At 40.2% G+C, this 26,065-nt stretch carries 23 protein-coding genes, 2 tRNA genes, 1 pseudogene and 1 riboswitch; of the genes and pseudogenes, 4 read left to right on the top strand and 22 right to left on the bottom strand.

Going from position 1 to position 26,065, the window contains the following annotated elements; genetic code table 11:
• Positions 1-41: 41 nt before the first annotated feature.
• The 4 genes from cmk to RU93_RS00125 all read right to left on the bottom strand — a co-directional run bounded on the left by cmk (position 42) and on the right by RU93_RS00125 (position 3,860).
• Positions 42-725 (bottom strand): (d)CMP kinase, encoded by a 684-nt coding sequence (gene cmk / locus RU93_RS00140; RefSeq protein ID WP_071873593.1) that lies wholly within the window; start codon positions 723-725, stop codon positions 42-44.
• A 54-nt stretch (positions 726-779) separates the two neighbouring features.
• A complete protein-coding gene (locus RU93_RS00135) occupies positions 780-1,391 on the bottom strand; it encodes an SAG1386/EF1546 family surface-associated protein (protein WP_071873592.1) in 612 nt (203 codons plus the stop codon).
• A gap of 79 nt (positions 1,392-1,470) precedes the next feature.
• Positions 1,471-2,856 (bottom strand): RecQ family ATP-dependent DNA helicase, encoded by a 1,386-nt coding sequence (locus tag RU93_RS00130; RefSeq protein WP_071873591.1) that lies wholly within the window; start codon positions 2,854-2,856, stop codon positions 1,471-1,473.
• On the bottom strand, positions 2,850-3,860 hold the full coding sequence (locus tag RU93_RS00125; RefSeq protein ID WP_071873590.1) for a helix-turn-helix domain-containing protein: 1,011 nt from the start codon (positions 3,858-3,860) through the stop codon (positions 2,850-2,852). The genes RU93_RS00130 and RU93_RS00125 overlap by 7 nt, the downstream gene beginning before the upstream one ends.
• A gap of 27 nt (positions 3,861-3,887) precedes the next feature.
• On the opposite strand from RU93_RS00125, the gene RU93_RS00120 reads away from it, so the two are divergent.
• Positions 3,888-4,103, top strand: a complete 216-nt coding sequence (locus RU93_RS00120; protein ID WP_071873589.1) for a ferredoxin — start codon at positions 3,888-3,890, stop codon at positions 4,101-4,103.
• Positions 4,104-4,186: 83 nt separating this feature from the next.
• Here RU93_RS00120 and RU93_RS00115 read toward each other — a convergent pair whose 3' ends face one another.
• The 14 genes from RU93_RS00115 to RU93_RS00050 form a co-directional block, all read right to left on the bottom strand.
• Positions 4,187-4,780: an ECF transporter S component gene (locus RU93_RS00115; RefSeq protein WP_071873588.1), complete on the bottom strand. Its 594-nt coding sequence runs from the start codon at positions 4,778-4,780 to the stop codon at positions 4,187-4,189.
• Positions 4,781-4,923: 143 nt separating this feature from the next.
• Positions 4,924-5,055, bottom strand: a riboswitch (FMN riboswitch).
• A 67-nt stretch (positions 5,056-5,122) separates the two neighbouring features.
• On the bottom strand, positions 5,123-5,854 hold the full coding sequence (locus RU93_RS00110) for a pseudouridine synthase (protein ID WP_071873587.1): 732 nt from the start codon (positions 5,852-5,854) through the stop codon (positions 5,123-5,125).
• Positions 5,854-6,453 carry an SMC-Scp complex subunit ScpB gene (scpB, locus tag RU93_RS00105; RefSeq protein ID WP_071873586.1) on the bottom strand — a complete coding sequence of 200 codons (600 nt, stop codon included), beginning with the start codon at positions 6,451-6,453 and terminating at the stop codon, positions 5,854-5,856. The genes RU93_RS00110 and scpB overlap by 1 nt, the downstream gene beginning before the upstream one ends.
• A 9-nt stretch (positions 6,454-6,462) precedes the next feature.
• Entirely contained in the window at positions 6,463-7,209 is a 747-nt protein-coding gene (locus RU93_RS00100) for a segregation/condensation protein A (protein ID WP_071873585.1), read from the bottom strand.
• Between the two features lie 18 nt (positions 7,210-7,227).
• Positions 7,228-8,118 (bottom strand): site-specific tyrosine recombinase XerD, encoded by an 891-nt coding sequence (gene xerD, locus RU93_RS00095; protein ID WP_071873584.1) that lies wholly within the window; start codon positions 8,116-8,118, stop codon positions 7,228-7,230.
• A 98-nt stretch (positions 8,119-8,216) separates the two neighbouring features.
• Positions 8,217-8,672: a ferric iron uptake transcriptional regulator gene (gene fur, locus RU93_RS00090; RefSeq protein ID WP_071873583.1), complete on the bottom strand. Its 456-nt coding sequence runs from the start codon at positions 8,670-8,672 to the stop codon at positions 8,217-8,219.
• Positions 8,673-8,764: 92 nt separating this feature from the next.
• Entirely contained in the window at positions 8,765-9,628 is an 864-nt protein-coding gene (locus RU93_RS00085) for a CvfB family protein (RefSeq protein ID WP_071873582.1), read from the bottom strand.
• A 33-nt stretch (positions 9,629-9,661) separates the two neighbouring features.
• Entirely contained in the window at positions 9,662-9,985 is a 324-nt protein-coding gene (locus RU93_RS00080; protein WP_071873581.1) for an AzlD domain-containing protein, read from the bottom strand.
• On the bottom strand, positions 9,978-10,682 hold the full coding sequence (locus tag RU93_RS00075) for an AzlC family ABC transporter permease (protein WP_071873580.1): 705 nt from the start codon (positions 10,680-10,682) through the stop codon (positions 9,978-9,980). The genes RU93_RS00080 and RU93_RS00075 overlap by 8 nt, the downstream gene beginning before the upstream one ends.
• Before the next feature lie 72 nt (positions 10,683-10,754).
• On the bottom strand, positions 10,755-12,764 hold the full coding sequence (locus RU93_RS00070) for a cell division site-positioning protein MapZ family protein (protein ID WP_071873579.1): 2,010 nt from the start codon (positions 12,762-12,764) through the stop codon (positions 10,755-10,757).
• Between the two features lie 273 nt (positions 12,765-13,037).
• Entirely contained in the window at positions 13,038-14,153 is a 1,116-nt protein-coding gene (rpoD, locus tag RU93_RS00065) for an RNA polymerase sigma factor RpoD (RefSeq protein ID WP_071873578.1), read from the bottom strand.
• Positions 14,154-14,182: 29 nt separating this feature from the next.
• A complete protein-coding gene (dnaG, locus tag RU93_RS00060; protein WP_211272536.1) occupies positions 14,183-16,021 on the bottom strand; it encodes a DNA primase in 1,839 nt (612 codons plus the stop codon).
• 178 nt (positions 16,022-16,199) lie between these two features.
• Positions 16,200-16,838, bottom strand: coding sequence for a lysozyme family protein (locus RU93_RS00055; protein ID WP_071873576.1), 639 nt, complete (start codon positions 16,836-16,838; stop codon positions 16,200-16,202).
• A gap of 91 nt (positions 16,839-16,929) precedes the next feature.
• Positions 16,930-17,934: a nucleoid-associated protein gene (locus RU93_RS00050; protein ID WP_071873575.1), complete on the bottom strand. Its 1,005-nt coding sequence runs from the start codon at positions 17,932-17,934 to the stop codon at positions 16,930-16,932.
• Positions 17,935-18,086: 152 nt separating this feature from the next.
• Here RU93_RS00050 and RU93_RS00045 point away from each other — a divergent pair, with 152 nt between their 5' ends.
• A complete protein-coding gene (locus RU93_RS00045) occupies positions 18,087-18,359 on the top strand; it encodes a hypothetical protein (RefSeq protein ID WP_071873574.1) in 273 nt (90 codons plus the stop codon).
• Positions 18,360-18,479: 120 nt separating this feature from the next.
• Complete coding sequence (locus tag RU93_RS00040) at positions 18,480-19,181, top strand: hypothetical protein (RefSeq protein ID WP_071873573.1); 702 nt, start codon at positions 18,480-18,482, stop codon at positions 19,179-19,181.
• A gap of 178 nt (positions 19,182-19,359) precedes the next feature.
• On the opposite strand, the pseudogene RU93_RS12225 reads toward RU93_RS00040, so the two are convergent.
• A pseudogene (locus RU93_RS12225) lies at positions 19,360-21,785 on the bottom strand (hydroxymethylglutaryl-CoA reductase, degradative).
• 179 nt (positions 21,786-21,964) lie between these two features.
• Between RU93_RS12225 and RU93_RS00025 the strand changes: the two are divergent.
• Entirely contained in the window at positions 21,965-23,116 is a 1,152-nt protein-coding gene (locus RU93_RS00025) for a hydroxymethylglutaryl-CoA synthase (protein ID WP_071873570.1), read from the top strand.
• A gap of 46 nt (positions 23,117-23,162) precedes the next feature.
• On the opposite strand, the gene RU93_RS00020 is transcribed toward RU93_RS00025, so the two are convergent.
• The 3 genes from RU93_RS00020 to RU93_RS00005 form a co-directional block, all read right to left on the bottom strand.
• The gene (locus RU93_RS00020; RefSeq protein WP_071873569.1) at positions 23,163-25,163 is read right to left on the bottom strand and encodes a KUP/HAK/KT family potassium transporter; all 2,001 of its coding nucleotides are present in this window, start codon (positions 25,161-25,163) and stop codon (positions 23,163-23,165) included.
• 744 nt (positions 25,164-25,907) lie between these two features.
• Positions 25,908-25,979: transfer RNA gene (locus tag RU93_RS00010), tRNA-Gln, on the bottom strand.
• Positions 25,980-25,988: 9 nt separating this feature from the next.
• Positions 25,989-26,061: transfer RNA gene (locus RU93_RS00005), tRNA-His, on the bottom strand.
• Positions 26,062-26,065: the final 4 nt, after the last annotated feature.

Genomic DNA, 26,065 nt, shown 5'->3' with positions numbered 1-26,065 from the left:
AACTCTTTTCTTTTTCATTTGAAAGAAAAGAGCTCAAAATATCAACGATTTTGGTTATTTTTTTGTGTTTCCACGATTTGTTCGATGACACTTACGACTTCCGAAATACTCAAGCCAGTCGTATCGACTTTCACTGCATCTTCGGCTTGGCGTAAAGGGGATACTTCCCGCGTCGAATCCAGATAGTCTCTTTGTTCAATTTCTTGCTTTAATGTGTCAAAATCGGTCATGATCCCTTTAGCTTGATTTTCCTTAAAGCGACGTTCGGCTCTTTCTAACACACTCGCGACTAAAAAGATTTTGACTTCGGCAGTTGGTAAGACGGCCGTTCCGATATCGCGTCCATCCATGACGACGCCTCCGTTTTTCGCGATTGCTTTTTGCACTTCAACGAGTTTTTCGCGCACTTTTGACCACGCGGATACCTCAGATACCCCGTTGGTGACATCGTTTTGGCGAATCGCCTCCGTGATTTCTTCCCCATTTGCGTAGACTTTTTGACCATCGCTTGTTTGTTCGAACGTAATTGGATAGCGATCAAGCAGTTCCACCAGTTTTTCTTCGTCTGAAAATGGCACGTGATGTTTAATCGCTAAATAGGTCACTCCTCGATACATTGCGCCGGTATCGGTATAAATATAGCCGTAATTTTTGGCTAAAATTTTTGCCACTGTACTTTTGCCTGATGATGCGGGACCATCAATTGCGATATTGATTTCTTTCATGATTTAAACCCCTTGTTTGTGTTTTACGTGAAAAAAAACCGCCGCGACGGTTTTTTAACGAATTCTTAGTTGTTGGCCTGGACTTAAGAAATAGTTATCTGGAGTCATGCCATTTAAACGATAAAGTTCATCCACAGAAATACCGGCACGTGCAGCAACAGCATTTGGACCTTCACCAGATAAAACTTCAATATAATCGCCTTCGGTTGCTTGGTTTTGCTCTGTTTCAGCGTCCGTCGGTGTTTCAGGCGTTGGTGTCACTTCTGTTTCTGGTTTTTCAACAGGAGGTACAACGACTTCTTGTGATTCAACAGTGGAAGATTCTGTACTTGTCTCACTTGTTTCGAGACTAGATGATTCTACTGTTGAAGATTCACTGCTTAATGAGCTCGAGTCAACCGTTGAACTCATTGTTGTCTCTGTTGTTTTTGAGGTTGTTTCTGGATTATTTTTTGTGTATAAAGCCCAGACACCTGCTGAAATGGGAATGGCTACAATTAAGAAAATTAAGATTAATACAGTCGTCAGAAAGGCTGTATTGCTTTTCTTTTTGTTGCGTTTTTGAGAACGACTATAGGTCTCTTCTCCTTCAGTATCGTAGATCGGTTGTTCCCATAATTCGTTTGTTTCTTCTTGATTATCGTTGCGTTTCTTTTTTCTACTCAATATCTTTGCCCTCCTAGTTCTCTTCGCAGTATTATACCATAGGAAAATACTTCCTGTCTTAATAATTTCATAAGCTTTTTTAATCTTTAAACATTCTTTGTAATATTTCTTGCCAGTCTTTTGTTCCCCGTTTTTCTTTTTGACTTGTGGGCGTGCCGAGGTCCATGGTGGCCCCGTGATAATCACAACATTTGGCTGGAAAACGCGTGACGCTTTCGTCTAAAGAGGCGAGCATACGTTGTCTGCGGCAGCCTTGCCAATGGATGTAATCAAGCATTTCGCTTAATTTTTGTTGTTTTAACGTTTCGTTTTTTTTCAAAGAAGTTAAAAAAGTCGTCATCCCTTCAATCGCTCCTTGTTGGCGCCATTTTTCTTGTAAGTCATCTAAAGGGAGTTCGATTTGATGTTCGACTTGATAGGCTAATTCTTGTCGTTTTAGGCGTGTATGTTGTTGAAAGTAATAGTGAATTTGTTCATCGCCTTCTTGATACAGTAAAATGGCATAGCTTTGTTGTTGATCTCTCCCCCCTCGACCAATTTCCTGCATATAATTTTCCATACTATCTGGTAAATCATAATGAATCACCACGCGGATATTACTTTTATTGATCCCCATGCCAAACGCATTGGTCGCAATTAAAAACTGTAATTGTTGTTCTTGAAATTGTTTTTGTAAAAAGGCGCGCTGTTGATAATCCAGCCCACCATGATAATATCCGATAGCATATCTTTCTTTGAGTTCATGATAAAGCATTTCGACGTTTTTTCTGGTAGCACAATAAATAATCGCTGAGCCTTCAATCGTAGCAAGACGATTGGCGAGGCTGTTCTTTTTGTCTTTCGTCTTTTCGACAAATAACGCAATGTTTTCGCGATTGGCCGACTCCCGAAAGAGTTGTGCGTCTTCTTTTAAGAGCAATGTTTGGATATCGCGTTGCACGTCTGCATTCGCCGTTGCGGTCAAGGCTAACGTGACGGGGTTTCCTAGTTGTTGTTTCGCAATCGATAAATTGCGATACTCGGGACGAAAATCAATCCCCCACTGCGAAACACAGTGCGCTTCATCCACGACAAATAAGGCGATTGTTTGTGTTTTTAAGGCGGCTAAGACAGGTGGTTGTAACAACATCTCTGGACTTAAAAATAAAAATTTTAATTGGTGTAATTGTTTTAAGATAAATTCTTTTTCGAACGGTTGCAGCGTCGAATTGAGTGCCACGACTTTTTTTTCACCAAAGGATAACAGGGCGTTGACTTGGTCTTCCATTAACGAAATTAAAGGAGAGACGACAATCACTAAGCCTTCACTTAAATATCCTGTCAATTGATAACAAAGGCTTTTGCCATTTCCGGTAGGTAAAATCCCCAACGTATCCTTTTTTTCAAGCAAGGATTGAATGATTTCTTTTTGATTTTTACGAAAAGTGGGGTATCCAAAATAGTGCTGTAAGGCTTGTTCTAGCATTTCGTCCCTCTTTTCTCTTGAATTTGATATAAGCGTAGTTCAAAAAATGAAATTTCTGGTGGTAAGTGGAGTGTGCGATAAGGATACTGCCATGAATTTGCCGGTAATTGCTGCAAGCGATCGTATTGTTCAGCGCTCAAAAATGCCTGAAACGGGAACTGTTCATCACTGATCGCCCATTCAATCATATGATCATGCAACGTGCCTTGTTTTAACCGTCGCTGCTGACTAATTTGCGCAAGCGTCATCCCTTCTTGGAATCGTTGGATCGATGAAACGGCACTTTTATTGCGGTTTTCGGCAAATAAATCCGCGACAAATTGATACAATAAAAACTCTTGGTGTTGTTCGAGTTCAGAAAAAAATGCGTGAAGGCTATTCGAAACATAAAATTTATCTTGCGGAAAGGCTTGATACGCTTCTGGTAATAATTGAAAAAAGGCCAATCCGTTTTGTTGATGACCGGTAAAGCTTTGGCTGAGGAAGTCCGCTTGTTCTTTTTCGAGTGCCTGCAATAAGACGGTTAATTCTTCATAAATGGTCGCGCGCAGCACCGCTTTATGTTGTCTGACAAAATAGCGCATCCGTGCTAACGAATAAGGCGAACTCTCGATGGGCAGATACTCCTTGCTTTTTCCTAGATAAGAAGCGACTTGTACGAGTAATTGAATCAAGCGCCAGACTTCTTTTTCTTTTTTTCCAAAACGAAAATAATTTAAGTGGGAAAAAGTGGGTGTTTCTTCCTTTGGCTTTTTGGTGGTAATCTCATAATAATGTAGTTCTAAAGGGACAGCTTGCAGCCACCCTTGTTTCGTTAACGTTTGTAATCGTTGTTGAAAGTCGTTTTCACTCAGTTCTGGAAAACTTCTAAAGTACGGCAATAAGTCATTGAAATAGGCATAACATAAAACCGAAGACGTTTGGCGTCCTATCAAGACTTGAAAAAGTGTCGTTGACTTTAGCTTGTGCTTTCGTTGAAATAAAGCTAAAATAAATGCATTCATAGTCATCCTCCAGAAAGTAGTGATTCCATGCCTCAATTATGTAAATTGGAGCCTGAACGTTGTATTGCTTGCGGGCTCTGTGCGGTTTATGCACCGACCATTTTTGATTACGATGAAGAAGGGATTGTCCTCTTCGCCCAAGATCCAAGCGCTCATCAACAGTTTATTCAAAAGAACCAAAAAGAACAAGTCCTTTCTGCTTATAAGAAATGTCCCACACGAGCGATTCTACTTGAAAATTAAGGTTTCTGTCTGTTAAATACGAAAAAAGTGGTCCGTTATTCCCTTTTCAGGTAATGATGGACCACTTTTTTTATCTTTTTATGTTAAAACGATTGGTTTTGACTAAAATGTTGCTTTTTTGCTAACCATGGCAATAATTTGGCATGAAGCGCTAAAAAGACGAGACTCACCATCGTTCCTTTAATTAAGTTGAATGGTAAAATACCAACGACAATATAATTTGCGAGTGACATGCCTAAAAATTGATCGGCCGTTACACCGAAAAACATGAGGTACAGCGGTGTAATCACAAAATAGTTCGCGATGCTTAAAACTAAACTCATGCTTAGCACGCCAGTTATCATTCCTAAAAACTTATTAAGCGGCGATGTTCCTCGACGGAAAATATAATAAATCGGCAAGGTAAAGATTGTTGTTGCGACAAAACTTGCCACATCTCCTACTAAGTTTTGTGGCGATAATCCAGTCGTAATAGTATGTAAGACGGAGCGTAAAAACGCAGTAGCGACTCCAGCCATTGGACCATATAAAAACATACTTAATAACACGGGAATATCACTAAAATCGATTTTTAAAAACGGGAATACTGGTAGAATCGGAAACGCGACGAACTGCATGACCAACCCCATTGCTGCAAACATTGACACTGAAACCATTTTTTGAACTTTGTTACTCATTGTAAATCCTCCTAATTGTTTAGGAAACATCTTCAAACGTCTTTATTCGTCTTGCCACGGTCAACTTGATAAAAAAAGTACCCTATTTTTCTGCGCAGAAAAATAGGGTACTCGATTGATCGTTTTAAGACAACCTAAATACGCCCTATCTTCTTTCATCCAGACTGTACTGTCGGTATTGGAATTTCACCAATTCAGCCACTTTTTCTTGCGGAAAAAGCAGGTCGTGGACTTTAACCACCGGTCGGGAATTTCACCCTGCCCTGAAGACGAACCTTTTTTATTTTTTGTTACAAATCTATTATAACTATATTTGTGAATAAATCAACTAGTTTGTTTGATTTATTTTTTTTGACTACTTTTTGACAATTCCATCAATTGACTTACTTCTTTTTTAGACAACTCGCGGGATTGCCCCGGTCTTAGTTTGTCCAAGTTTAAATGGCCATAACGCTCGCGTTTTAGTTTTTGTACAGGCAGTCCGACTGCTTTTAACATATTTTTCACTTGATGGTTTTTTCCTTCGTGAATCGTTAATTCGACGATACTTGTGCCTGTTTTAATATCATTTGAGATGACAACACATTTGGCAGGGGCCATTTTTTGGCCTTCAATACGAATCCCACGGGTTAACGGTTGTAGTTGTTTGTCATCGGCTTTTCCTTTTACTTTCGCGACGTATACTTTATCGATTTGATATTTTGGATGGGTTAATTTTTGCGAGAATGCGCCATCGTTTGTTAGTAGTAATAATCCAGATGTATCATAATCGAGACGCCCTACAGGATAAATACGCTCAGAAACACTTGGGAAAAAGTCTGTTACAACTTTGCGCCCTTTGTCATCTGAAACAGCCGAGATGACCCCTCTTGGTTTGTAAAATAAATAATAGACAGGCTCTTCTTGATAGATCGGTACATCATCAAAATCGATTTGATCTTTGTGGCTGACTTTTGTGCCAAGTTCTTTTGTGACGACACCGTTAACTTTCACACGTCCGGCTAAAATATATTCTTCCGCTTTCCGTCTTGAAGCAACACCTGCATGTGCCAATACTTTTTGTAATCTTTCCATTATACGTCTCCTCTTAATTGCTTCTCAGCAATTTCTTTTTGAAATTGGTCCAAAAATAAATCTTTTGGCATTTCTTCTGCTAAATCTGCTTCCATTTGTTGAATATCTGGTAATTCGTTCATGGTTTTTAATCCAAAATAATCCATAAAATAAGGGGTAGTGCCGTACAGAATCGGGCGTCCTGGCCCTTCGACACGTCCTTGTTCTTCAATTAATTGTAAACCGACTAAGCGTTGAATCGAACCCGATGATTTGACGCCACGAATGTCTTCAATTTCCATCCGGGTAATGGGTTGTTTGTAGGCAATAATCGCAAGCGTCTCAATGGCCGCTTGTGATAGTCGGTTCGATAGTGGCGACTGCGCATACCTTTTTAAGAGTGGTGCGAGCTCTTTTTTCGTCGTTAAGATAAACTGATTGCCCACTTCTAAAATTTGCAATGCGCGCTGCTGATCTTGTTGATACGTTTCATTTAATTCTTGAATGAACGTATAAACTTGAGCGGTGCTTAATTCGAGTAAATAACTTAATTCTTCTAACGCGATTCCCTCATCGCCTACGACAAAAAGGAGCGCTTCAATTTCGCTTTGTTTATTCATGTAACTCTCCTAATCTACGGCATAGACCATCATTGGTTGGTCATTACCTGCTTGTTCCACACAAACTTTTTGCTTTTTCATTAATTCGAGTAAAGCCAAAAAGGTCATGACGATTTCGCCTTTTGTATACGTCGTTAAAAAAGTCGTTAACGGACGCCCTTCTTTTGGTTTGAGCGCTTGTATTTGGTTTTCTAGCCAACTCATTTTTTCGGTTATCGTCACTTCTTCCGCACTAATGGTGGTTTCTGACGGTGTTTCTTGGCGTTTTTTTTCAAGCATTTGATGAAATGCTAAAAATAAATCGATTGTTGTCAGTTGATTAGCTTTTAAAATAGGTTGTTCTTCACTTTTAAAAGCCCCCACATTCATCGGTTCCTTGGTAAAATATTGACTCCGTTCTTCCGCTTTTTCAGCTAAACATTCGGCTGCATATTTAAATTTTCGATATTCTAACAGTTGCGTCACCAATGTTTCGCGTGGGTCTTCTTGCTCATAGTCTTCTTCAAAATCATAATCACTGGTCATCGTTGGCAGCAATGTTTGACTTTTAATCGCCATTAACGTCGCAGCCATCACCAGATATTCACCGGCAACGCCCAGTTCAAAAGCTTTCATCGCACGAATGTATTTCATATATTGATCGGTCACAGCCGCAATGGGAATATCATAAATGTCAATTTCTAATTTTTGAATTAGATGCAGTAGTAAATCTAACGGCCCTTCAAAGACATCTAATTTAATTTGAATCTCTTGCATCGTCTCATCCTTTTTTCTTTAGGCTCTTGGGAAAAACTGCTTATAGACTTCTGTCATGCGTTTTTTCGTAATGTGGGTATAAATTTGTGTCGTCGAAATATCTGCGTGCCCTAACAATTCTTGCACCGTTCGTAAATCCGCCCCGTTTTCTAACAAATGGGTCGCAAAACTATGACGCAACGTATGAGGGGTGACATTTTTATGGATGCCTGCTTGACGGACTAAGCCTTTCAAATTTTTCCAGATTCCTTGACGGCTCAACCCTTTCCCGTGGCGATTGACAAACAAATGGGTTTCATCGGGTTGTTTAGCGGTTAGAGACGGGCGTGATTGCGCAAGATAGCATTCAATCCACTCAATCGCTAAATCACCGAGTGGGACGATACGCTCTTTGTCGCCTTTTCCGATTGTTTTGAGCAGTCCCATACTCAAATGTAAATCTTCTAAACGCAGTCCGACCAACTCACTCACCCGTAAGCCTGTCGCATATAAGACTTCTAAGATTGCCCGGTCGCGAATGCCTAATATTTCATTCGTATCAGGTGTTTCAATTAACTGTTCCACTTCTGATAAGCTTAAAATATCCGGCAATTTTTGCGCTTTTTTTGGTAATTCAATGTGTTGCATGGGATTATGATCGGTAAAGCGTTCTTGTCTTAAAAACTGGTGAAATTGACGCAAACTCGTGATCATTCGAGCGAGTGTTGCGGGAGATTTTTTTTCTTCTTTTAATTCTTGTAAAAAATCAATGACAATAAAACGATCGACAGCTTGCCAACTCGGTACTTGGTGCAAGGTCAAGTAGGCTAAATACTTTTCCAAATCACGCCGATAATTGGTTTTGGTGTTCTCAGAGAGCCCACGCTCAATCGTTAAATAATGTAAATAGTCGATGATTTGTTCATTCATTTTCTCCACCCCACTCTCAACACCCTATCATACCAAATTTTCGTCGCTTCGAATAGTTCGACAACCAAAAAAGCTGAACTTCTCTGGAAATGAAAAGTTCAGCTTTGATTCAATGCTTGGCAATGTTGGCAAATTCCATGAAACGTTAGACGATGATCTTTGACTAAAAAATGAAAATCTTTTTCGACAATCTTTTCGACGTCCCTTAAAAGATCCTCTTCAATTTCTTCAATGTTTCCACATTCAAGACAGAGTAAATGATGATGAAAATGGGCAGCTCCTTCTTTTCTTAAGTCGTAGCGTGCCACGCCATCATCAAAACTAATTTTATCTACGATTTTAATATCGGTTAAAATTTCTAACGTGCGATACACGGTTGCCAAGCCAATATCAGCATTTTTCTTTTTAACAAAAAAATAAATTTCTTCGGCTGATAAATGGTCCTTTTCATTTTCGAGTAAAACAAGTAAGGTCGCTTCTCGCTGGGGAGTTAACTTAAAACCTGATTCATGTAATTGTTTTTTCGTCTTTTTTAAAGAATCGCTAATCGTCATTGTATCCCCCATCTCTTTATAATGATTCTAATCAATAAATTAATTAACATAAGAATCATTATAAAGTAGCCTTGCGAATTACACAAGGGGAACTAGTCGTTTTTCTTTACTAAACGCGTCACGCCGTCTTGTTGTTCGACTAATCGTTGTTTCATTAAATTTCCCATCGCGCGCTTGAACTGTCCTTTACTAATCCCAAACATTTTTTGGATTTCTTCTGGATCGGATTTATCGGTATAGTTCATTTGATTTTCAGGTGCTCGATTTAAAAAGGCTAACAACATCGCAGCATCATCGCTAATCGCTTCGTGCGCTCGTGGTTTTAACGATAAATTTAACGAGCCATCTGGGCGAATGCCGATTACACGTGCAGCTACTTTTTCACCTAAACGCGGTTCTTGATAACGTTCAGAAGGATGGATAAACCCTAAATGATAATCATCGGTAATCACAAACGTTCCGACTAATTTTAAGCGATAAACCGTTGCGGCGACATCTTTATTTAATAATTCTTCATCCGCTGGTTTCCCTAACGCTTGAAAATATTTTTCATCTGCTAAATTACCCCATAAACGACCTTTTTCATCAACACTTAACGTAATCATCACGTGATCGCCTTTTTTAGGCCACAATTCACGCATCACAGGCAATTCATCCAGTGAAACGGCAACATCTTTGTCTAGTAAGCCAATATTAACAAAGACGCCTAAATCACGTCTAGAGCCAACGACTTCACCTAAACCGTATTGATTTTTGCGAATGGTTGGAATGTTCGTTGTCATACACCATTCTTCTTTTTGGTTTTGATAGCCAAACCCTTCTACTGCGTCACCTAACGCGTGCACGCCCTCTGTTTTTTCTAATCGAAACGTGATGCCATTTTTTTGAACAAAGTATGCTTGTTCATTTTCATCGATAATCAATCCGCTAAAAACGGATGCGACTAATTCATTCATATCTTGTCTCCTCATTCCTTTTATTTCTGAGAATTATCCGACGAGGCGGATAAGCGCTATTGTTATAATACCTGTAATAACGATTTTCATCAAATCTTTTGTGTAATAACCAACAATTAATGTTGGAATACAAGCGAGTGTTTCTTGAATTTTAAGCGTTGGTATTTCTTGATTCTCCACGGAAAGCAAACTTTGTAATAATAAGGCTGCTAAAATACATAATGGCAAATAATCTAAAAATTGACGAAAACGTGGAGAAAACGTGATGTTACGGGAAAAAATAAAGGGTAAGACGCGTGGAAACCAAGTAACGAAGCCACATCCTAAAATTAATAACCAATAGCGTTGATCAATCATTTAAAGACCCTCCAATCAATGAACCGATTAAAGTCGCACCAATTACGGCTAGTTCCGGACTAGTCCACCACATTAAAACATAGACACTGAGAAACACACTCGCTAATACTAGCAATGTTTTTTTCGTACTGCGCTTTAGTTCTGCTTCGGCTTGAAACAAAAAAAGACCTAAAAACATCGCAACTAAAGCAAAATCAAGACCTAAACTCTCAGGATGCGAAATAAAGCGTCCTAAAACGCCGCCTAAGACCGTGGCAACCACCCAGACGGTATAAGCTAACAGATTCAGTCCATTCATCCAAGAGACACTGACAACCCGATTTTGACGTAAATACGTCGTTAAGACTCCGTACGATTCATCCGTCAGTAAAGAACCAATCCCGATGTTCTCCCAGAGCGTTGCTTTTTGAAAATAGGGCGCAACCGATAAACTCATTAAAAAGTGACGTAAATTAATAAAAAAGACCGTCACAATAATCGACGAAATCGGTGCTTGGATCGCAAGCATGCCACAAATAATAAATTGCGCACTACCGGCATACACAATTAATGACATGAGAAAAATTTGTAAAATACTTAACCCGATACCTTTACCGACGACACCCATCGCAAAACCAATCCCCAAATAACCTAAAATTGTCGGAACACAAGCTCTTACGCCATCAGAAAATGTTGGCGCTTGTTCGACTTTTTCCATCAAAAAACCCCCTTTTTTTCGATAAGTGTATACACCATCATATCGAAAAAAAGGAGGAGTCTCAAGTTTTTTTTAATTAGGTCCGTTTCCTTTAAAGAAACCGGTCTTCGCATTGACTGTCACGAGATAAAATGGCAGACTCGATGACGACACGCCACTTAGTAAGCTCGACTTATTGCTCGTTGCATAAAGGTGGTAATAACCTTCCCCATTTTCAATCCGAGCAGGTTCTAAATAAAAACCATTTTCTACTACATAACCACGGCTAATAATCGTACTGATAAATTGTTCATACACACCCGGTGCCCAGACCCATGCTGCGTTATTCACGTCATTAATATCACTTTGACGCGAAGCAATAATCGGTTGGTTATTATTATTCGTCGGTGTTTGAGGGCTCAATACGGCTTGACCTTGGATCGCATTCGCACTTGCTTGTTGTTCAGCCGCAATTCGCGCTGCTTCAGCTTCTTGAGCGGCCATTTCGGCAGCCAGACGTGCGGCTTCCTCGGCTTCGGCTTTTTCACGTGCCACTAATGCCGCTTCAACCGGTTCTAAAGCCGCTATTAAAGTTGCTTTATCTGAAATTTCAAATAACTCGTTGACTTGTTTTTGCGCCGCTTCTACGGTTTTTCTCGTTAAGTCCGCCGAGATTTTCCCATCTTGGTATAAACGCGTCACTTCAGCGACAGCGTCCTTGGCACTTTGAACTTGTTGCAACTGAATATTCCCCAGTTGTACGGCTTCATCCGCTAAATCCCAAAAGGCGCCCTCTTGATTCGGTAATGTCACATCGATGAGTTGCATTTCTTTAATATGAACCGTCCGATCCAATGTGTCCCCAACAATCATTGGTGCTGTAAAATATTGGTTGATGTTCTCAAGCGTCGTCATTTTTTGATAAAGCGCCTGACTGAACGCTTGAACGTCTGCATAATTTTCTTGTTGCTTAAAGGTCGACACCTGTTCCATTAACGGTTTCAGTTGCGCTAATGTTTTTTCGGGTTTGATAAATTGTTGCTGTGCATCAAGATAAAAATCTTGTAATTCCGCGCTTAATTCAGCGAAATCTTGCGTCTGTTGTAACTGTGCTTGTTGCGCTGCTTCTGATTTTTGCTTGGCATCGACATATAACCAGCCACCTCCAGCTGCAAATAAGAGTCCAGCTGCTGTTAAAAGATAGATTTTTTTCTTGTTCGAACTTGAAAGACGGGCTGACTTTGAAACGCGTTGGGCAACTCCCTCTTCTACCTGGACCGTCTCTTCTGGTGTCGCAGAAGGACTTTTAATAGTCGATTCTTCTGTTTTATCTTGATTTTCTTCAAAACGTTGAATCAGGGCAACTGCTTTATCGACTTCGGAAATCGCTTCACTATCATGAACTGGTGCTACTACTTCTGAATCTACCGGACTCGTTATTTCCGCTTCTGCTTCATTTTCTGATTGCGAGGTTGCATCGGTTACGATTGGCGCAATGGTTTCTTCTTTTGATTGTCCCTCTAGTTGTTCTTCTGAGCGTTCTTCTGGTTGCGCTACTTGCTTTTCTTGCTCTTTTTCTGACTCTTGCTTATCGACTTCACCCATAGCCGTTTCATCGACTGTGAAGGCCGCTTCTTTTTTCTCTTTAATCGTCAATTGTTTTTGCTCATGTTGCTTGATTGCCTCTACTAACATTTCTTCAGCATCTGGCGTGCCATCGCGGTGACGGCGCAAATAAGCTTGTAAAATAGGATTATCAGATAGTTCGTCCGTCGTTTCAGGAGAATCTTCCTGTTGCGTCAATGGTTGTTCCTCCGCTTGTTGGATAGGCTGTTGTTCCTCTGTTGACTCCGTCGTTTTTTCAGCCGATTCCTCATCTGATTCTTCAATAACATCCTTAAACTGCTCCATGACTGAACCTAAAGAAACCTCTTGATAATTTGACCAATTAATATTGTCATTCGCATCTTCTATCGGAGGTAACGTTGCTTGATCTTCTTTTATTTGTTTGGAGATATTTTCTTTTAATTCTGAACCGCAATTAGGACAAATCAATTGATCTGTGATGGGTTCAAACTCACAATGAGGACATTTTTTTATCACTTTTTGGACTCCTTTTTATTTCTTCAAAGATAAATTTAACATAGTTTTCAACTTGAGCCAAGATTAATTGAATTACGTTTTTATTAAGTTTATGACTACTCCTACTTATCGGAGATTACTTAGGAGAAATAAAGGTCTTGTTTCACCCAAGGGCTCGGGATTTCCCAATCCCTTCATTCCATAGAGGGAACAGTGAGTACGATAATGACGATTTCTTGTTCTTCAAAGTATTAAAAAAGGGCGACAAATGAGCTTGTCGCACCTTTACGGATGTTATTCTAAGAAATCTTTTAGTTGTTTTGAACGAGAAGGATGACGTAATTTACGTAACGCTTTTGCTTCGATTTGACGAATCCGTTCGCGCGTCACACCAAAGACTTTTCCAACTTCTTCGAGCGTTCTTGTACGGCCATCGTCAATTCCAAAACGTAAGCGTAAGACGTTTTCTTCACGATCAGTTAACGTATCTAACACGTCTTCCAACTGCTCTTTTAATAATTCATACGCCGCATGATCGGCAGGGCTCGTTGCATCTTTATCTTCAATAAAATCACCTAAATGAGAATCGTCTTCTTCTCCGATTGGTGTTTCTAATGAAACAGGCTCTTGTGCAATTTTTAAGATCTCACGCACTTTTTCAGTTGGCAAGTCCATTTCGGCCCCAATTTCTTCTGGCGTCGGTTCTCTTCCTAAATCTTGCAATAACTGTCTTTGGATTCGAATCAATTTGTTAATCGTTTCGACCATATGAACCGGAATACGGATTGTGCGGGCTTGATCGGCAATGGCCCGTGTGATCGCTTGGCGGATCCACCAAGTCGCATACGTAGAAAATTTAAATCCTTTACGGTAATCAAATTTTTCAACGGCTTTCATTAATCCCATATTTCCTTCTTGAATTAAATCTAAAAATTGCATTCCACGACCGACATATCGTTTCGCAATACTTACGACAAGTCGTAAGTTCGCTTCAGCTAGGTCTTGCTTCGCGAGTTGATCGCCTTCTTCAATTTTCAAAGCAAGCTCAACTTCTTCGGCTGCTGTTAAAAGTGGCACACGACCAATTTCTTTTAAATACATGCGGACAGGATCGTTAATTTTTACGCCGGTTGGTGCTGAAAGATCTTCATGGGCAGTGGTTTTTTCTTTTGATTCCACTTTTTCTTCTGATTTCAAACTATAAATCGATGGATCGCCATTTTCATCAACGACACTGATACCCGCGTCTTCGATTTTTTGAATGAGCGTATCCATTGCGTCTGCATCAAGTTCAAATGGTGTCGCGAGTTGGTTAGACAAGTCGTCGTAGACCACTTGACCTTTACTTTTGTTTTCTTTGATAAAATCTTTCACTGCTTGATCGTATCCTACTTTTATTTCTTCTGCCATGAGAGAAATCCCCCTTTTATGTCAAACTGTTACGCTTGCTTTAGTTGTTTCGTTAAGTGAATAATTTCCATTGCTAACTCTAATTCTAATTGTTGATTGCCTTGTTGACTAGCGAGTTGTTGTTGGATTTTCTTTTGTTGAATCGCTTCAACGATTCCCGCTGATTGCAGTAAACGAATCAAATCGTTTGTTTCTTGCTGGCTACTTTCAATTGGCACATTTAAACTCGCAATTTGAATGACTAGTTGCCGTAAATGCTCGTCTTGTAAAAAATCTAAAAAACGTGCGACTTCAAATTCGGCTTCGGTTGCAACATAAGTATCAAATAAAACATATAGCTCTTGATAAATTTCGTGCGGAAAATGAATTGGAAGGCTTTTAAAGCGCTGATTGAATCCTTCTTCATGAAACAAGCGATAGAGTAATAACTCTTCTGCTTTTTCGATTTGTGTCTTTTTTCGTGGTGCGACTGGTCGAACTGGCGTCGCAACGTCTTTTACTACTTGCTGATGTTGCTGCCTTCGTTTTTGTCTTCCTTGTTGCTTCAGTTGCCGCACTTGTTGTTGCAAGACTTCACGACTGATTTGAAACTCCGTCGAAAGTTGGGTTAAATATCGGTCTTGTTCAATTAATGAATCGACTTCAATTAATTCATTTAGCAACACTTCAACGTATTCCAGTTGATCATTTTCATTGGCTAAATTGCGATTTAATCGATGATAAGCCATTTTAAAGGCAAAGACCGTCGCGCGTCCATGATTGGCCAATTGTTGAAAGGCTTCCCCACCATATTTCCTGATATAATCATCCGGATCAAGGCGTTCTGGAAACTGGAGTACAGTGACTTTTAACTGACTGGATTCTTTCAACAATTCAATTCCACGATGAGTCGCTTCCACTCCTGCATTGTCGCCATCATACGCAAAAATCACTTCTTGAGCCATCCGTTCGATCATGGTCACTTGTTGTTGCGTCAGACTTGTTCCCATTGAAGCGATGCCGTTTTGAATACCTGATTGCCAAGCTGCTAACACATCCATAAAGCCTTCAAACAAAAACACTTCGCCTGTTTTGCGAATCGCACCTCGCGCTTTGTCTAGGTTAAATAAGACTTCACGCTTATTAAAGATGGCTGTTTCTGGCGAGTTCAAATACTTCGGTTGATTCTCTGCTGGAAAATCGGGCGTTTCAAACCAACGTCCGGAAAACCCAATTGTTTTGCCTTGCGCGTTGCGAATCGGAAAGACAATTCTTTGATAGAAACGATCAAGCAACTGCCCATCATCGCGAACAACAAATAAACCGGAGTCTGCAAAAAATTCTGCTGATAATTGTTCATTTTTGAATATTTTTTCAAGAAATTCCCGTTGCATCGGTGCAAACCCGATTTGGTACTCGATGATGAGCTCTTCTGTGAGTCCTCGTTTGAGCAAATAATCGAGCGCCTCTTGTCCAGCCGTCGTATGCATCAATAAATGATGATAAATTTCGGCTGCTTTTTCATGCAACGTGATGAGTTGTCTCGTTTTTGAAGATTCACTTTCCGCGGATGATAATTGTTGATACTTGTCATCGATGGGAATGTGCTCGATTTCCGCAATTCGATAAACCGATTCACCAAAACTCAGGCCTTCAATTTCTTCGATAAAGCGAAAGACGTTTCCTCCACGACCGCAACCAAAGCAATAATAAAACTGCTTATCTTCCGCAACTGAAAAAGAAGGTGTCTTCTCATTATGAAACGGACATAAACCGGTATAATTGTGACCGCCAGATTTTTTGAGTTGGACATATTGACCGATAATTTCAACAATATTTGTCCGACTTCGAATATCATCAATCGTTTCTTGTGGAATTTTCGCCACTATTGACTCACCTCCTATCAAAAAATAGCGTTTAGGAGCCTGTCTTTATCGGTAAAAAATCGCACTAATCGGAATCAGTGCGATGTTCAAATAGACATTTTTCTACGTATTCCATTCTAACACAATTCGCAAAAGATTCAAGTACTTTGCACGATGCTCTTGCGAATCTTAAACAGTTATTTCACCAGAGGTTTTCTAAATAATGGAAAAACTGCATCTTTTGCTGATTCCACTTAACAGAAGGCGCGTAAAAGAAATTCCCCCCATTATAATATAAGTAGCCTCCGTTATGAAAAACTGGGAAAAGACGCCAGTAGCGATACTGTTCTTGGTCATGATTCCCAAGTTGCGGGGCTAAATAATCACGGGAATATTCTTCTGCCAGGGTTAAGTCATTCACGCCCCCACGCGATTCCACAAAGTAAATATAATCTAACCCAAAATTATACGCTTGGACGGCTGTCCAAAGATCGACTCCTTGATCTTGTGCTAATGCAATGCTTTCGGCCAAATAAGAAACTCCTTGCGCAATGCTTTCTGACGGGTCACTTGTCCTGCCAGCTTCTCCATAGGCACTTTCAGAGCTTTGCATCGGATCGTTGCCTAACCCTTTTGATTCCGTTAAGATCATACTCAATATCAATTCACGATATTCTGAGATACCGTTTTTTTCTGCTTGTTTCACTACTTCACTTTCTAAAGCCATCACTTGTTGATATTGTTGTTTCGTTCGATAAAAAAAGACAACAGCGCCACAAATAGTGAGTAGAAGGAAAAGAAACAAAGCGGTTTTTAATGGTTTTTTCTTTTTTCTTCGCATGTTTCCTCACTCCTTTTAGTCAAACTTCAGACTACTATTTGCATGACTTCCTGTCTATTAAAAAGAAAAAACGCAAGAAATTTTTAACGTTTTATAAGCGGTTGACGATCTCTTCAACATTCTTAATCGTCACTGACAACGTCCCGTCCGGATGATTTACAAATTCAATGAGATCAGGGTTTCGATAGACGTCAAGCGGAACGATGAGTTCAATGCCATTGGATAATTTCAACTTTTGTTTGCCAAATTTTTTCTCTGAAATTTCTTTGACTTCTTTGACTAACGGTGTTTGTTCGATAACCCCTTTTTCAGTCATTTCTTCTTGAAAAGCCATGCGCGCAGAAACATTTTCTTTAAAGACTTTTTGCGCAATCTCAGTGGTATCTAACGTTCCTGTCTCTTCAATCGTATCGTAAACCGCTTCTTGAATGTTCGCCAACACGTCATAAGTCGGGGTTTCGAATTTCTCACTCATTTTTTTCGCTGCTTTTTTAATCACCGAAAGATGATCATCTAATGAGGGACGAGGGACGGATTCGATCACTTGGGTTGAAAAATAATACCGTTTGTCACCAGAAAATTGGTATTTCTTTTCAATCAACTCATAATCGAGCGTCTTTAAATCAATTGTCATTCCTTCATCTGGTTTTTGCGCTTTACCCGCTAAAATCGCACGATTCAAAATCAAACGATTGGCTAATCCTTCTTCGTTTAAATCCGTAAAATGAGTGTACGCTTCTTTATAATTCACTTTAATAAAAGCGACTTGGGCGAGCGCGTCTTCCTCATATAAGACGATAAAAACATCACTATTTGGTGCATCTTCACTTCCTTGATACATTTGATACCAATGCTTCACAAATGCCTCACTAAACGCAATAAAATCGTCCGTCGCGGTGGCCAACATCCGACTAACGACCGAATCAGCTACTAATCTTCCGGTTTTCGTTTGCGCGCTTGAAAGTTTTTGGATTTTTTTGGTTAAATAATCGCGAATATATTCGGCACTTAGATCAAGTGGTACTTGTGAAAAAACAGGATCGCCTGCTTCACGATCAATTAAATGCAAAATCGCTTGTTTCAAATAAATTTCCATCTTTGTTTCATCCCCTTACCTTCACTAGTATACTCATTTTTACAGAAAATGAACACTAGAAATAAAACGACCATTTTCTTGTTTTTCTTGTTTGTAATGAAGTATGTTATACTAAAAATAGATTCTTAATTGATCAAAAAGGAGGTCCGGTCATGACTATTTCTGAACGCTTAGCCACACTTAGTGAAGAAGTGCGGACAACGTTTCACCCCGATTTTATCTTTCTTGTACATCCTGATTTGGTGCAACACTTTCCTGCTCGTCAGTGGCAAAAAGAGCAATTTCTAGAGGCACTTGCGTCTCGTTTAGGTCCAGATTATACGCTAGACGTATGGGAAGAAAAGGTTATTGCGATTTCTGAAAATAAAGAAATTATCGCGATTTTACCTAAATATCCTTCGCTCCATGCCTTTGAGAGCGAATAACTCTTACATTTCCTTCACTTTACTCATCATTTTTTAATAAAATCATCTTTTTTCATGAAAACATCTTCCCATTCTTGCATTTTTTGCCTATAATTTACCTTGTATCGAAAGGGGATCATCATGAAAAAGAAACAATTAGCAAAATTAAAAAAACAATTTCGTCCTTCCTTTAATAATGCACGGGCATTGCTGTTTAGAGAAATGGAAAAACAAGCAATGGCGATGTACGAATTACCCGTTACAGTTGGGATTAAACTTGAAACGCCCAATGAAATGTCGATTGAATTTTTAGGCGAAACAACGCGTGATCAGATTATTTCTGTGCCATTAGATGAACACTTTAATCTTGTCGTTAAACGAATTCAATCTTCTGAAACAGGATTACTCGAACGCTTTAGTCGTAAATTAGTCAATGAATTTGCGAACTACTGGGGTTTTACGGACGAATCAGCTGTTACTAGCGAGAACGCTCCTACGTCAGCACCAAAGGAAAGTCCTGCAACTGAAGTTGAAGTTGAAATTGAAGCGGCACAAGACATAGAAGTTCCAGCAGCTGCTACTGAAAGCTCTTTTGACGAAGACAGTGCATTCGCTACTTTCAAAGAAGCAATCACGGCTTTTCCAAAATTTGAAGTGATTGAACACTCTGACTCCGTTCAAGTGGTGGAAAAAACGGCTAAAGAAGAACGTTTACTCGCGACGATTTCCACGTCAGAAAATAACGTTTTTACAATTGAACCTGCTTTAGAACGAAAATACAAACTCAAATTAGAGGTCATTCCAGTAATTGAGGCCTTTGCCCAAAGTATTACACCCGCATAAACCGAACAGCCTCAGGTCCTATCGCCTGAGGCTGTTTTTTTGTTTATACGAGCACGATTCCCTGATTTACCAAAGGAACTAGACAACTCAAAAAGAACCACACTAAAAGAACAACGCCTGCTAGCTAGAATTAATCGAGCTGACAGACGTTGTTTTTTTGGTAAAGACCATTTGATTCTTACTCGGAACGCAATGCCGCTAAAATCGCTTTGGCATGTTGCTCATTCATGACACCTTTTTTTAAGGACGTCGCCACCGCAGTGACTTCCTCCCCTTTGGCACCGACACTCAGCGCTAACGAACGCGCCTGCAAAGACATGTGACCTTTTTGAATCCCTTCCGTCACCAACGCACGTAACGCCGCTAAGTTTTGAGCAAGACCTACCGCTGCAATGACTTCTGCTAGTTCTTTAGCCGAAGAGACTTGTAGCAATGCTAATACTGCCTGAGCTTTTGGTAAAACGCGCGTCGCTCCTCCAACCGTTCCAATCGTTACGGGTAAGGTGATTTCTCCTCTTAGTCCATCAGCCGTCACAGTCCACTGGCTTAACCCACGATATTGACCATCTCTAGCAGCGTAAGCATGAGCCGCAGCTGCCATCGCTCGCGTGTCATTGCCAGTTGCTAAAACAAGTGCATCAATACCGTTCATAATCCCTTTATTATGCGTAGTCGCACGATAAGGATCCAGCTGAGCAAACGTCGAAGCTGCCGCGATTTTCATCGCAACTTCTTCCCCATCTCCCCCTTTGGATAAAGCGGAAAAAGGCACAAGGCATGTCGCAGTGACTAAGGATTCTGTCGCGTAATTACTTAAAATACTAAATAAAATCGTTTCATCAAACCACTCACGGAATAAATTCGCAGTACCTTCGAGAATCGTATTCATGATATTGGCGCCCATCGCATCTTTTGTATCAACGATAAAATCAACAGAAAGAAACATTGGATTTTCAACAAAACGACGAATCTGCACTTCGGTTAATCCCCCGCCACGTTGTACAATCGAAGGATAGCTTTCTTTTGCTCGCTGAAAAATTGCTGCTTTGTTGGCTTCAATCGTTTCAACAAGCGTATCTGCTGCTTGAACATTCATGAAGACAATTTGACCTCTGAGCTCTTTTCGATGCATGCTACTCGTAAACCCTTCTGACTGGGCAACCATCTTGGCACCATTACTACACGCAGCTACGACAGACGGTTCTTCCGTCGCCAAAGGAATGACATAGTCTTTTTGATTCACCTTAAAATGACGCACGACCCCTAGCGGAATGGAGACATCACTAATTTGATTTTCAATCAAATGATTCGCCACTTCGTCCGAAAGCGCGGTTTGTTGTAAGGCTTGCAACATGTCTGGTGTGAGTTTCCCTTCAAGGCTTAACTGAGCCAGTCTTTCTTTCGGTGACAACTGATAAAATTTTTTCTCCATCCTTACTGCTCCTTTGTGCGTTCAATCAAAACAGCTAGGCCTAGCCCGCCGCCAATACAAAGAGACGCAATCGCGTAATGCCCTTTGATCCGTTCAAGTTGGTGAAGCACTGTCGTTACAATTCGCGCACCTGTCGCACCGATTGGGTGTCCTAAGGCAACTGCTCCGCCACAAATATTGACTTTTTCAGCCGGTAATTGAAGTTCTTTTTCCACGACAATCGACGTTGCCGCAAAAGCCTCATTAATTTCAAATAAATCAATGTCTTCAGTCGTTAACTGATTGCGCTCAAGCAATTGACGAATGGCCTCAATAGGGGATGTGCCCATCATGCTTGGATCAATTCCGACTTCAGTCACATCACGAATCACACCTAAATAAGTAAGACCTAAATCATCCGCATATTCTTTTGAAGCCAAGATTAAAGCCGACGCACCATCGTTAATCGTCGACGCATTCCCTGCTGTGACACAACCCTCTTCTTTAAAAACGGTTCTTAATTTCGCGAGTTGTTCTAAGGTGGTGCCTCGACGCACACCTTCATCTTGCGTATACGTGACACCATTGACTTCTACTTCGATTATTTCTGCATCAAAGTATCCTGCATCTTGAGCTTTTGCTGCTTTTTCATGCGACTGTAAGGCGAATTCATCTTGCGCTTCACGTGTCACTTGATAAACGTCTGCGACTTTTTCGGCGGTCAACCCCATATGTTTTTCGCTGAAAGCATCGGTTAACCCATCATGGACCAAAATGGATTGGGCTTTCGTTGCTTGATCCGTCTCTTTATCGTAATAATGAAATAAGGGTGCTTGACTCATACTTTCAATTCCACCTACTAAGACGACCTCAGCTTCTCCAAGTTGAATGGTTTGGCGCCCTAAAGCAATCGATTTTAAGCCCGATCCACAGACTTCATTAATCGTTGTTGCCGGAACAGATACCGGTAAGCCACTTTTTAAGGCAATTTGCCGTGCCGGATTTTGACCCGTTCCCGCCTGTAACACATTCCCAAAGATGACTTGTTTCATTTCACTTTTAAGCCCTTCATTTCGGGCGATTAGTTTCTTTGATACTTCCACACCTAACGCTACCGCACTTAAGTCTTTGAATTGCCCACGATACTTGCCAATTGGCGTTCTCAGGGCATCAATAATCACAACGTCTCTCATGTAGACACCTCCAAATTGAACTATAGCATGCCCCACAAAAAAAACAACTCCTCTTTTTAAAATATTAACAAGTTTGGTTGCTTTTTTAATAAACTTTAATTTCTTTCTTTTTCTTTTCAAATATTGTGGAAAATGTGGTAAATTGTATAAGATAGAAATCTAAAGGAGAGTAATACTATATGAACGTTGGTATTGATAAAATAAACTTTTATGTTCCGCCCTATTATGTGGATATGACCGAGCTTGCCCTTGCTCGGAACGTGGACCCAAATAAATTCTTATTGGGAATTGGGCAAGAACAAATGGCTGTGAATCCAAAAACACAAGATATCGTCACTTTTGCCGCCAATGCCGCGAAAAGGATGTTAACTCCTGAAGACTTAGCGACAATCGATATGATTATCGTGGGCACAGAATCGAGCATTGATGAGTCAAAAGCTTCAGCCGTGGTCTTGCACCGTCTACTTGGCGTGCAACCCTTTGCTCGCTCATTTGAAATTAAAGAAGCTTGTTACGGTGCAACTGCCGGATTACAACTGGCTAAAAATCATGTATCTGCAAATCCTACCAGTAAAGTCTTAGTCATCGCGACCGATATTGCCAAATACGGGCTCCAATCTGGTGGCGAACCAACGCAAGGAGCAGGAGCCGTGGCCATGTTAATTAGCCAAAATCCTCGCATCTTGAAGTTAGAAAATGAAACCGTGATGTTAACGCAAGATATCTATGATTTTTGGCGTCCTGTTGGGCATAAATATCCGATGGTGGACGGTCCACTTTCAAATGAGACGTATGTTCAATCATTCCAGAAAGTTTGGACTCGTTACCAAGAAAAATACCAACGTCATTTAACGGATTTTGCTGCCCTTGCTTTTCATATTCCGTATACTAAAATGGGGAAAAAAGCCTTACTCGCTATTTTAGAAAATGAAACGGAAGGCGAACAAACGCGCATGCTGGAACAATATGAAGCGAGCATTACGTATAGCCGCCGCGTTGGGAATCTTTATACCGGTTCTTTATACCTTGGTTTGATTTCGTTACTTGAAAATTCAAACTCACTGCAAGCGAACCAACGGATTGGTCTTTTCAGCTACGGTTCAGGCGCTGTTTGTGAATTGTTTAGTGGCCTTTTAGTAGAAGGTTTTGAAACATATTTAGAAAAAGATGCTCATTTAGCCTTATTAGAAAATCGTCAAGCTTTAAGTATGGCTGACTATGAAACCATGTTTGCTGACGATCTTGATACGTCGATTACGGCCAGTTTTGACGATTTAACGCCCTTCAGTATTCAACATATCGAAAATACGATTCGCGTATACCGGGAATAACCAATAAAAACGACTCCTCCGAAATTCGGAAGAGTCGTTTTTTGGTTTAATGATGAGGATGAAAGTTCTCTCGCTCACGTAAAGGAATTCGTGGTTTTTTTCCAATAACTAAAGGAACGGTCTCACGTTTGATTTCACTATACTCTAAACCAAACCAATTCTCTGGTGAAGTGGTATGTTTTTTGATGAATAGCTTCGTCTGCATGACTTGACGTTCCCAGTGACTTAATTCACTGTCATTTGATAACGATTCTTGAATCAACACAAACTGAAAATCGCCAATTTCACGATTAGGAATGATTGAATACCTTTGTGGTTGTTTTTCTAAGCGTCCATCTTGCATTAAATCTTGAATAATTTGACGTAAATAAACATTCACTTCTTGGCTGACTCGAAACCCTAGGAATAATTGGACTTTCACGACAAAATCAGTCCCCATCGTATCGACCGTAAATTCTTGCGTGTAGGGCTCATCGGTTACCACCACATTCAAGAACCAATAAACTTTCGCTCGTTTTGGTTTCTTATCCAAAATGGAATATAAAAATTGCTTACCAATTAAATCCCCGTCCATCCGTGGAACTAAAAAGACCGCGTTCGTTTGAAATATCGGAACCGTTGGGTCTAGATGCAACTCTTGTAGTTGTGGAATAAAATCTTTAAGATCGACTTCAACCGATTCTCTTTCTTCAATCACATTCCCCCATTGCCAAACACTCATCACAAAGAGAATCATCAATGCCATGATTACCGCAACAAATCCACCGTGGAAAAATTTAGCCGCACTCGAGATAAAGAAAATCGTTTCAATGACGGCAAAGAATGACGTGATGACTATCGCCAACACTTTCGACCGTTTCGATTGAATCAAATAAAAATAAAGTAAAAAAGTCGTCATTAACATTGTAACCGTAATGGATAGTCCGTATGCCGCTTCCATATGCGAGGACGTCCGAAACGTAATCACAATTAAGGAACATGCAATCCATAAAATAAAATTCACAGTTGGAATATAGACTTGTCCAATTGAGGTACCTGGATAAACGAGCTTCAATCGCGGTAGAAAGTGAAGTTTAATCGCTTCAGAAACAAGTGTGAAAGAGCCTGATAGTAACGCTTGAGAAGCAATAATCGCCGCGATTGTCGCAAAGAAAACACCAAAGATCAGCCAAGATTCAGGTAAAATCATAAAAAATGGATTTAAATTTTCAACTTCTGAATATTCCCCGCTGTCAATGGCGCGATTCAACCATGCTGCTTGTCCTAAATAATTAAGGATTAAACAAATTTTGACATACGGCCAACTTAAATGAATATTGCGTTTTCCGACGTGGCCCATGTCTGAGTAAAGCGCCTCTGCTCCCGTGGTTGCTAAGAAAATATTTCCTAAAATCAGAATTCCTAAACGATTTTCAGGATTAAAAAGTAAACGGACCGCATAGATCGGGTTTAACGCACGAATCACGGATAAATCTTGCCCGAAATTCATAATTCCGACCAGACCCAAAAAGCTAAACCAACAAAACATGGCGGGTCCAAAAGCTTTCCCAACAACATCCGTACCAAAACGTTGTAAACCAAATAGCAACAACAAAATTCCTAACGTAATATAAATGATTATCGATTGATCCATTCCGAATAACTGATAAAAGGCTGGAATCCCACGTAATCCTTCAACCGCTGTTGTGACGGTAACCGCTGGCGTTAATACCCCATCAGCTAGCAACGCAGCGCCGCCAATCATCGCTGGAATAATTAAAAACTTGCCATTTTTGCGAACAAGCGTATATAAGGAGAAAATCCCGCCTTCTCCATGATTATCTGCATTTAACGCAATCAAAACATATTTGACCGTCGTAAGAAAGGTCAGTGTCCAAAAAATTAACGAAACGGTCCCGAAGACAAAATTTTTATCAAGCGTCCCGATTCCACCATTCCCTTCGACAATTGCTTTCATTACATATAGCGGGCTTGTACCGATGTCCCCGTAAACAACCCCCATCGCCACTAATAATCCAGCAGCAGATGCTTTCCCCTTTTTATTCATTTCCTTTGCCAATCCTCCAATTTAATGATTCACATTCACTATTTTTAGTTTTTTCGACTAAAATTATCTGGTAATATGACAGACTACCCTTCAGGCGAATGCAATGTATTATGCACTTTTCAAGCATTAGGGTCAACATGAAAAAAATAATCGTAACTTCGCTTTCGATTGGGTTTCGTAATGGATGGAAAATCTGCCAAAACACTCCCGATAAACCATCTGCAATTGGAGAGTTCACCTCTTGATAACACCAAATAATGATAGCTTTCTTACTATTGAAAGAATCTTTCATCCGTGTTAGTACAAAAAATGATTCTCTTGATGGTCTTGATCCTACTAGATTCGCTCAAAAACAATCTGTTTCATGGCTCTATACTAAACCTTTTGCCAAGAAATGAACAGCAATACCACGACTGTCCATTCAGCCTTTCTCTCATCCAAAATTTTCTCCACTCTTTAGTTAGTATGAAGAGAAAATAGAATTTGAACTCATTCACTTCAATTCTTTAGTAAGGACGTTGCCTACAACACTGATTGACTAAGGAGTAATATGACGTTGCTAGGTAGTCTTACACGGAATACAGAGAAAGGGGGAATTCACTTGATAAAATCAATCCGTCTAATCAGTCCCATCACGCTACTATCATATGATTGATTTTGGATTAGTTTAAATTTTTTCCGCTAAAAAATAACAAAAAAACTCTGACTAAGAAAAATATCTTAATCAGAGTTCGACAGTTATAACTGGGGTAGCTGGATTCGAACCAACGCGTGAGGGAGTCAAAGTCCCTTGCCTTACCGCTTGGCTATACCCCAAAGAAAAAAGGCGACTGATGGGTTTCGAACCCACGAATGCCGGAACCACAATCCGGTGCGTTAACCCCTTCGCCACAATCGCCATG

This window comes from Enterococcus aquimarinus (genome assembly GCF_001885765.1).
Taxonomy (GTDB): Bacteria; Bacillota; Bacilli; order Lactobacillales; family Enterococcaceae; genus Enterococcus_I; species Enterococcus_I aquimarinus.
This window is presented reverse-complemented; position numbering and strand designations above follow the sequence as displayed.

Coding starts and splice junctions, on each gene's coding strand:
- cmk (WP_071873593.1), bottom strand. CDS start 725: ATGAAAGAAATCAATATCGCAATTGATGGTCCCGCATCATCAGGCAAA.
- RU93_RS00130 (WP_071873591.1), bottom strand. CDS start 2,856: ATGCTAGAACAAGCCTTACAGCACTATTTTGGATACCCCACTTTTCGT.
- RU93_RS00125 (WP_071873590.1), bottom strand. CDS start 3,860: ATGAATGCATTTATTTTAGCTTTATTTCAACGAAAGCACAAGCTAAAG.
- RU93_RS00120 (WP_071873589.1), top strand. CDS start 3,888: ATGCCTCAATTATGTAAATTGGAGCCTGAACGTTGTATTGCTTGCGGG.
- RU93_RS00115 (WP_071873588.1), bottom strand. CDS start 4,780: ATGAGTAACAAAGTTCAAAAAATGGTTTCAGTGTCAATGTTTGCAGCA.
- RU93_RS00110 (WP_071873587.1), bottom strand. CDS start 5,854: ATGGAAAGATTACAAAAAGTATTGGCACATGCAGGTGTTGCTTCAAGA.
- scpB (WP_071873586.1), bottom strand. CDS start 6,453: ATGAATAAACAAAGCGAAATTGAAGCGCTCCTTTTTGTCGTAGGCGAT.
- RU93_RS00100 (WP_071873585.1), bottom strand. CDS start 7,209: ATGCAAGAGATTCAAATTAAATTAGATGTCTTTGAAGGGCCGTTAGAT.
- xerD (WP_071873584.1), bottom strand. CDS start 8,118: ATGAATGAACAAATCATCGACTATTTACATTATTTAACGATTGAGCGT.
- fur (WP_071873583.1), bottom strand. CDS start 8,672: ATGACGATTAGCGATTCTTTAAAAAAGACGAAAAAACAATTACATGAA.
- RU93_RS00085 (WP_071873582.1), bottom strand. CDS start 9,628: ATGAATGAATTAGTCGCATCCGTTTTTAGCGGATTGATTATCGATGAA.
- RU93_RS00080 (WP_071873581.1), bottom strand. CDS start 9,985: ATGATTGATCAACGCTATTGGTTATTAATTTTAGGATGTGGCTTCGTT.
- RU93_RS00075 (WP_071873580.1), bottom strand. CDS start 10,682: ATGGAAAAAGTCGAACAAGCGCCAACATTTTCTGATGGCGTAAGAGCT.
- rpoD (WP_071873578.1), bottom strand. CDS start 14,153: ATGGCAGAAGAAATAAAAGTAGGATACGATCAAGCAGTGAAAGATTTT.
- RU93_RS00055 (WP_071873576.1), bottom strand. CDS start 16,838: ATGCGAAGAAAAAAGAAAAAACCATTAAAAACCGCTTTGTTTCTTTTC.
- RU93_RS00050 (WP_071873575.1), bottom strand. CDS start 17,934: ATGGAAATTTATTTGAAACAAGCGATTTTGCATTTAATTGATCGTGAA.
- RU93_RS00045 (WP_071873574.1), top strand. CDS start 18,087: ATGACTATTTCTGAACGCTTAGCCACACTTAGTGAAGAAGTGCGGACA.
- RU93_RS00040 (WP_071873573.1), top strand. CDS start 18,480: ATGAAAAAGAAACAATTAGCAAAATTAAAAAAACAATTTCGTCCTTCC.
- RU93_RS00025 (WP_071873570.1), top strand. CDS start 21,965: ATGAACGTTGGTATTGATAAAATAAACTTTTATGTTCCGCCCTATTAT.
- RU93_RS00020 (WP_071873569.1), bottom strand. CDS start 25,163: ATGAATAAAAAGGGGAAAGCATCTGCTGCTGGATTATTAGTGGCGATG.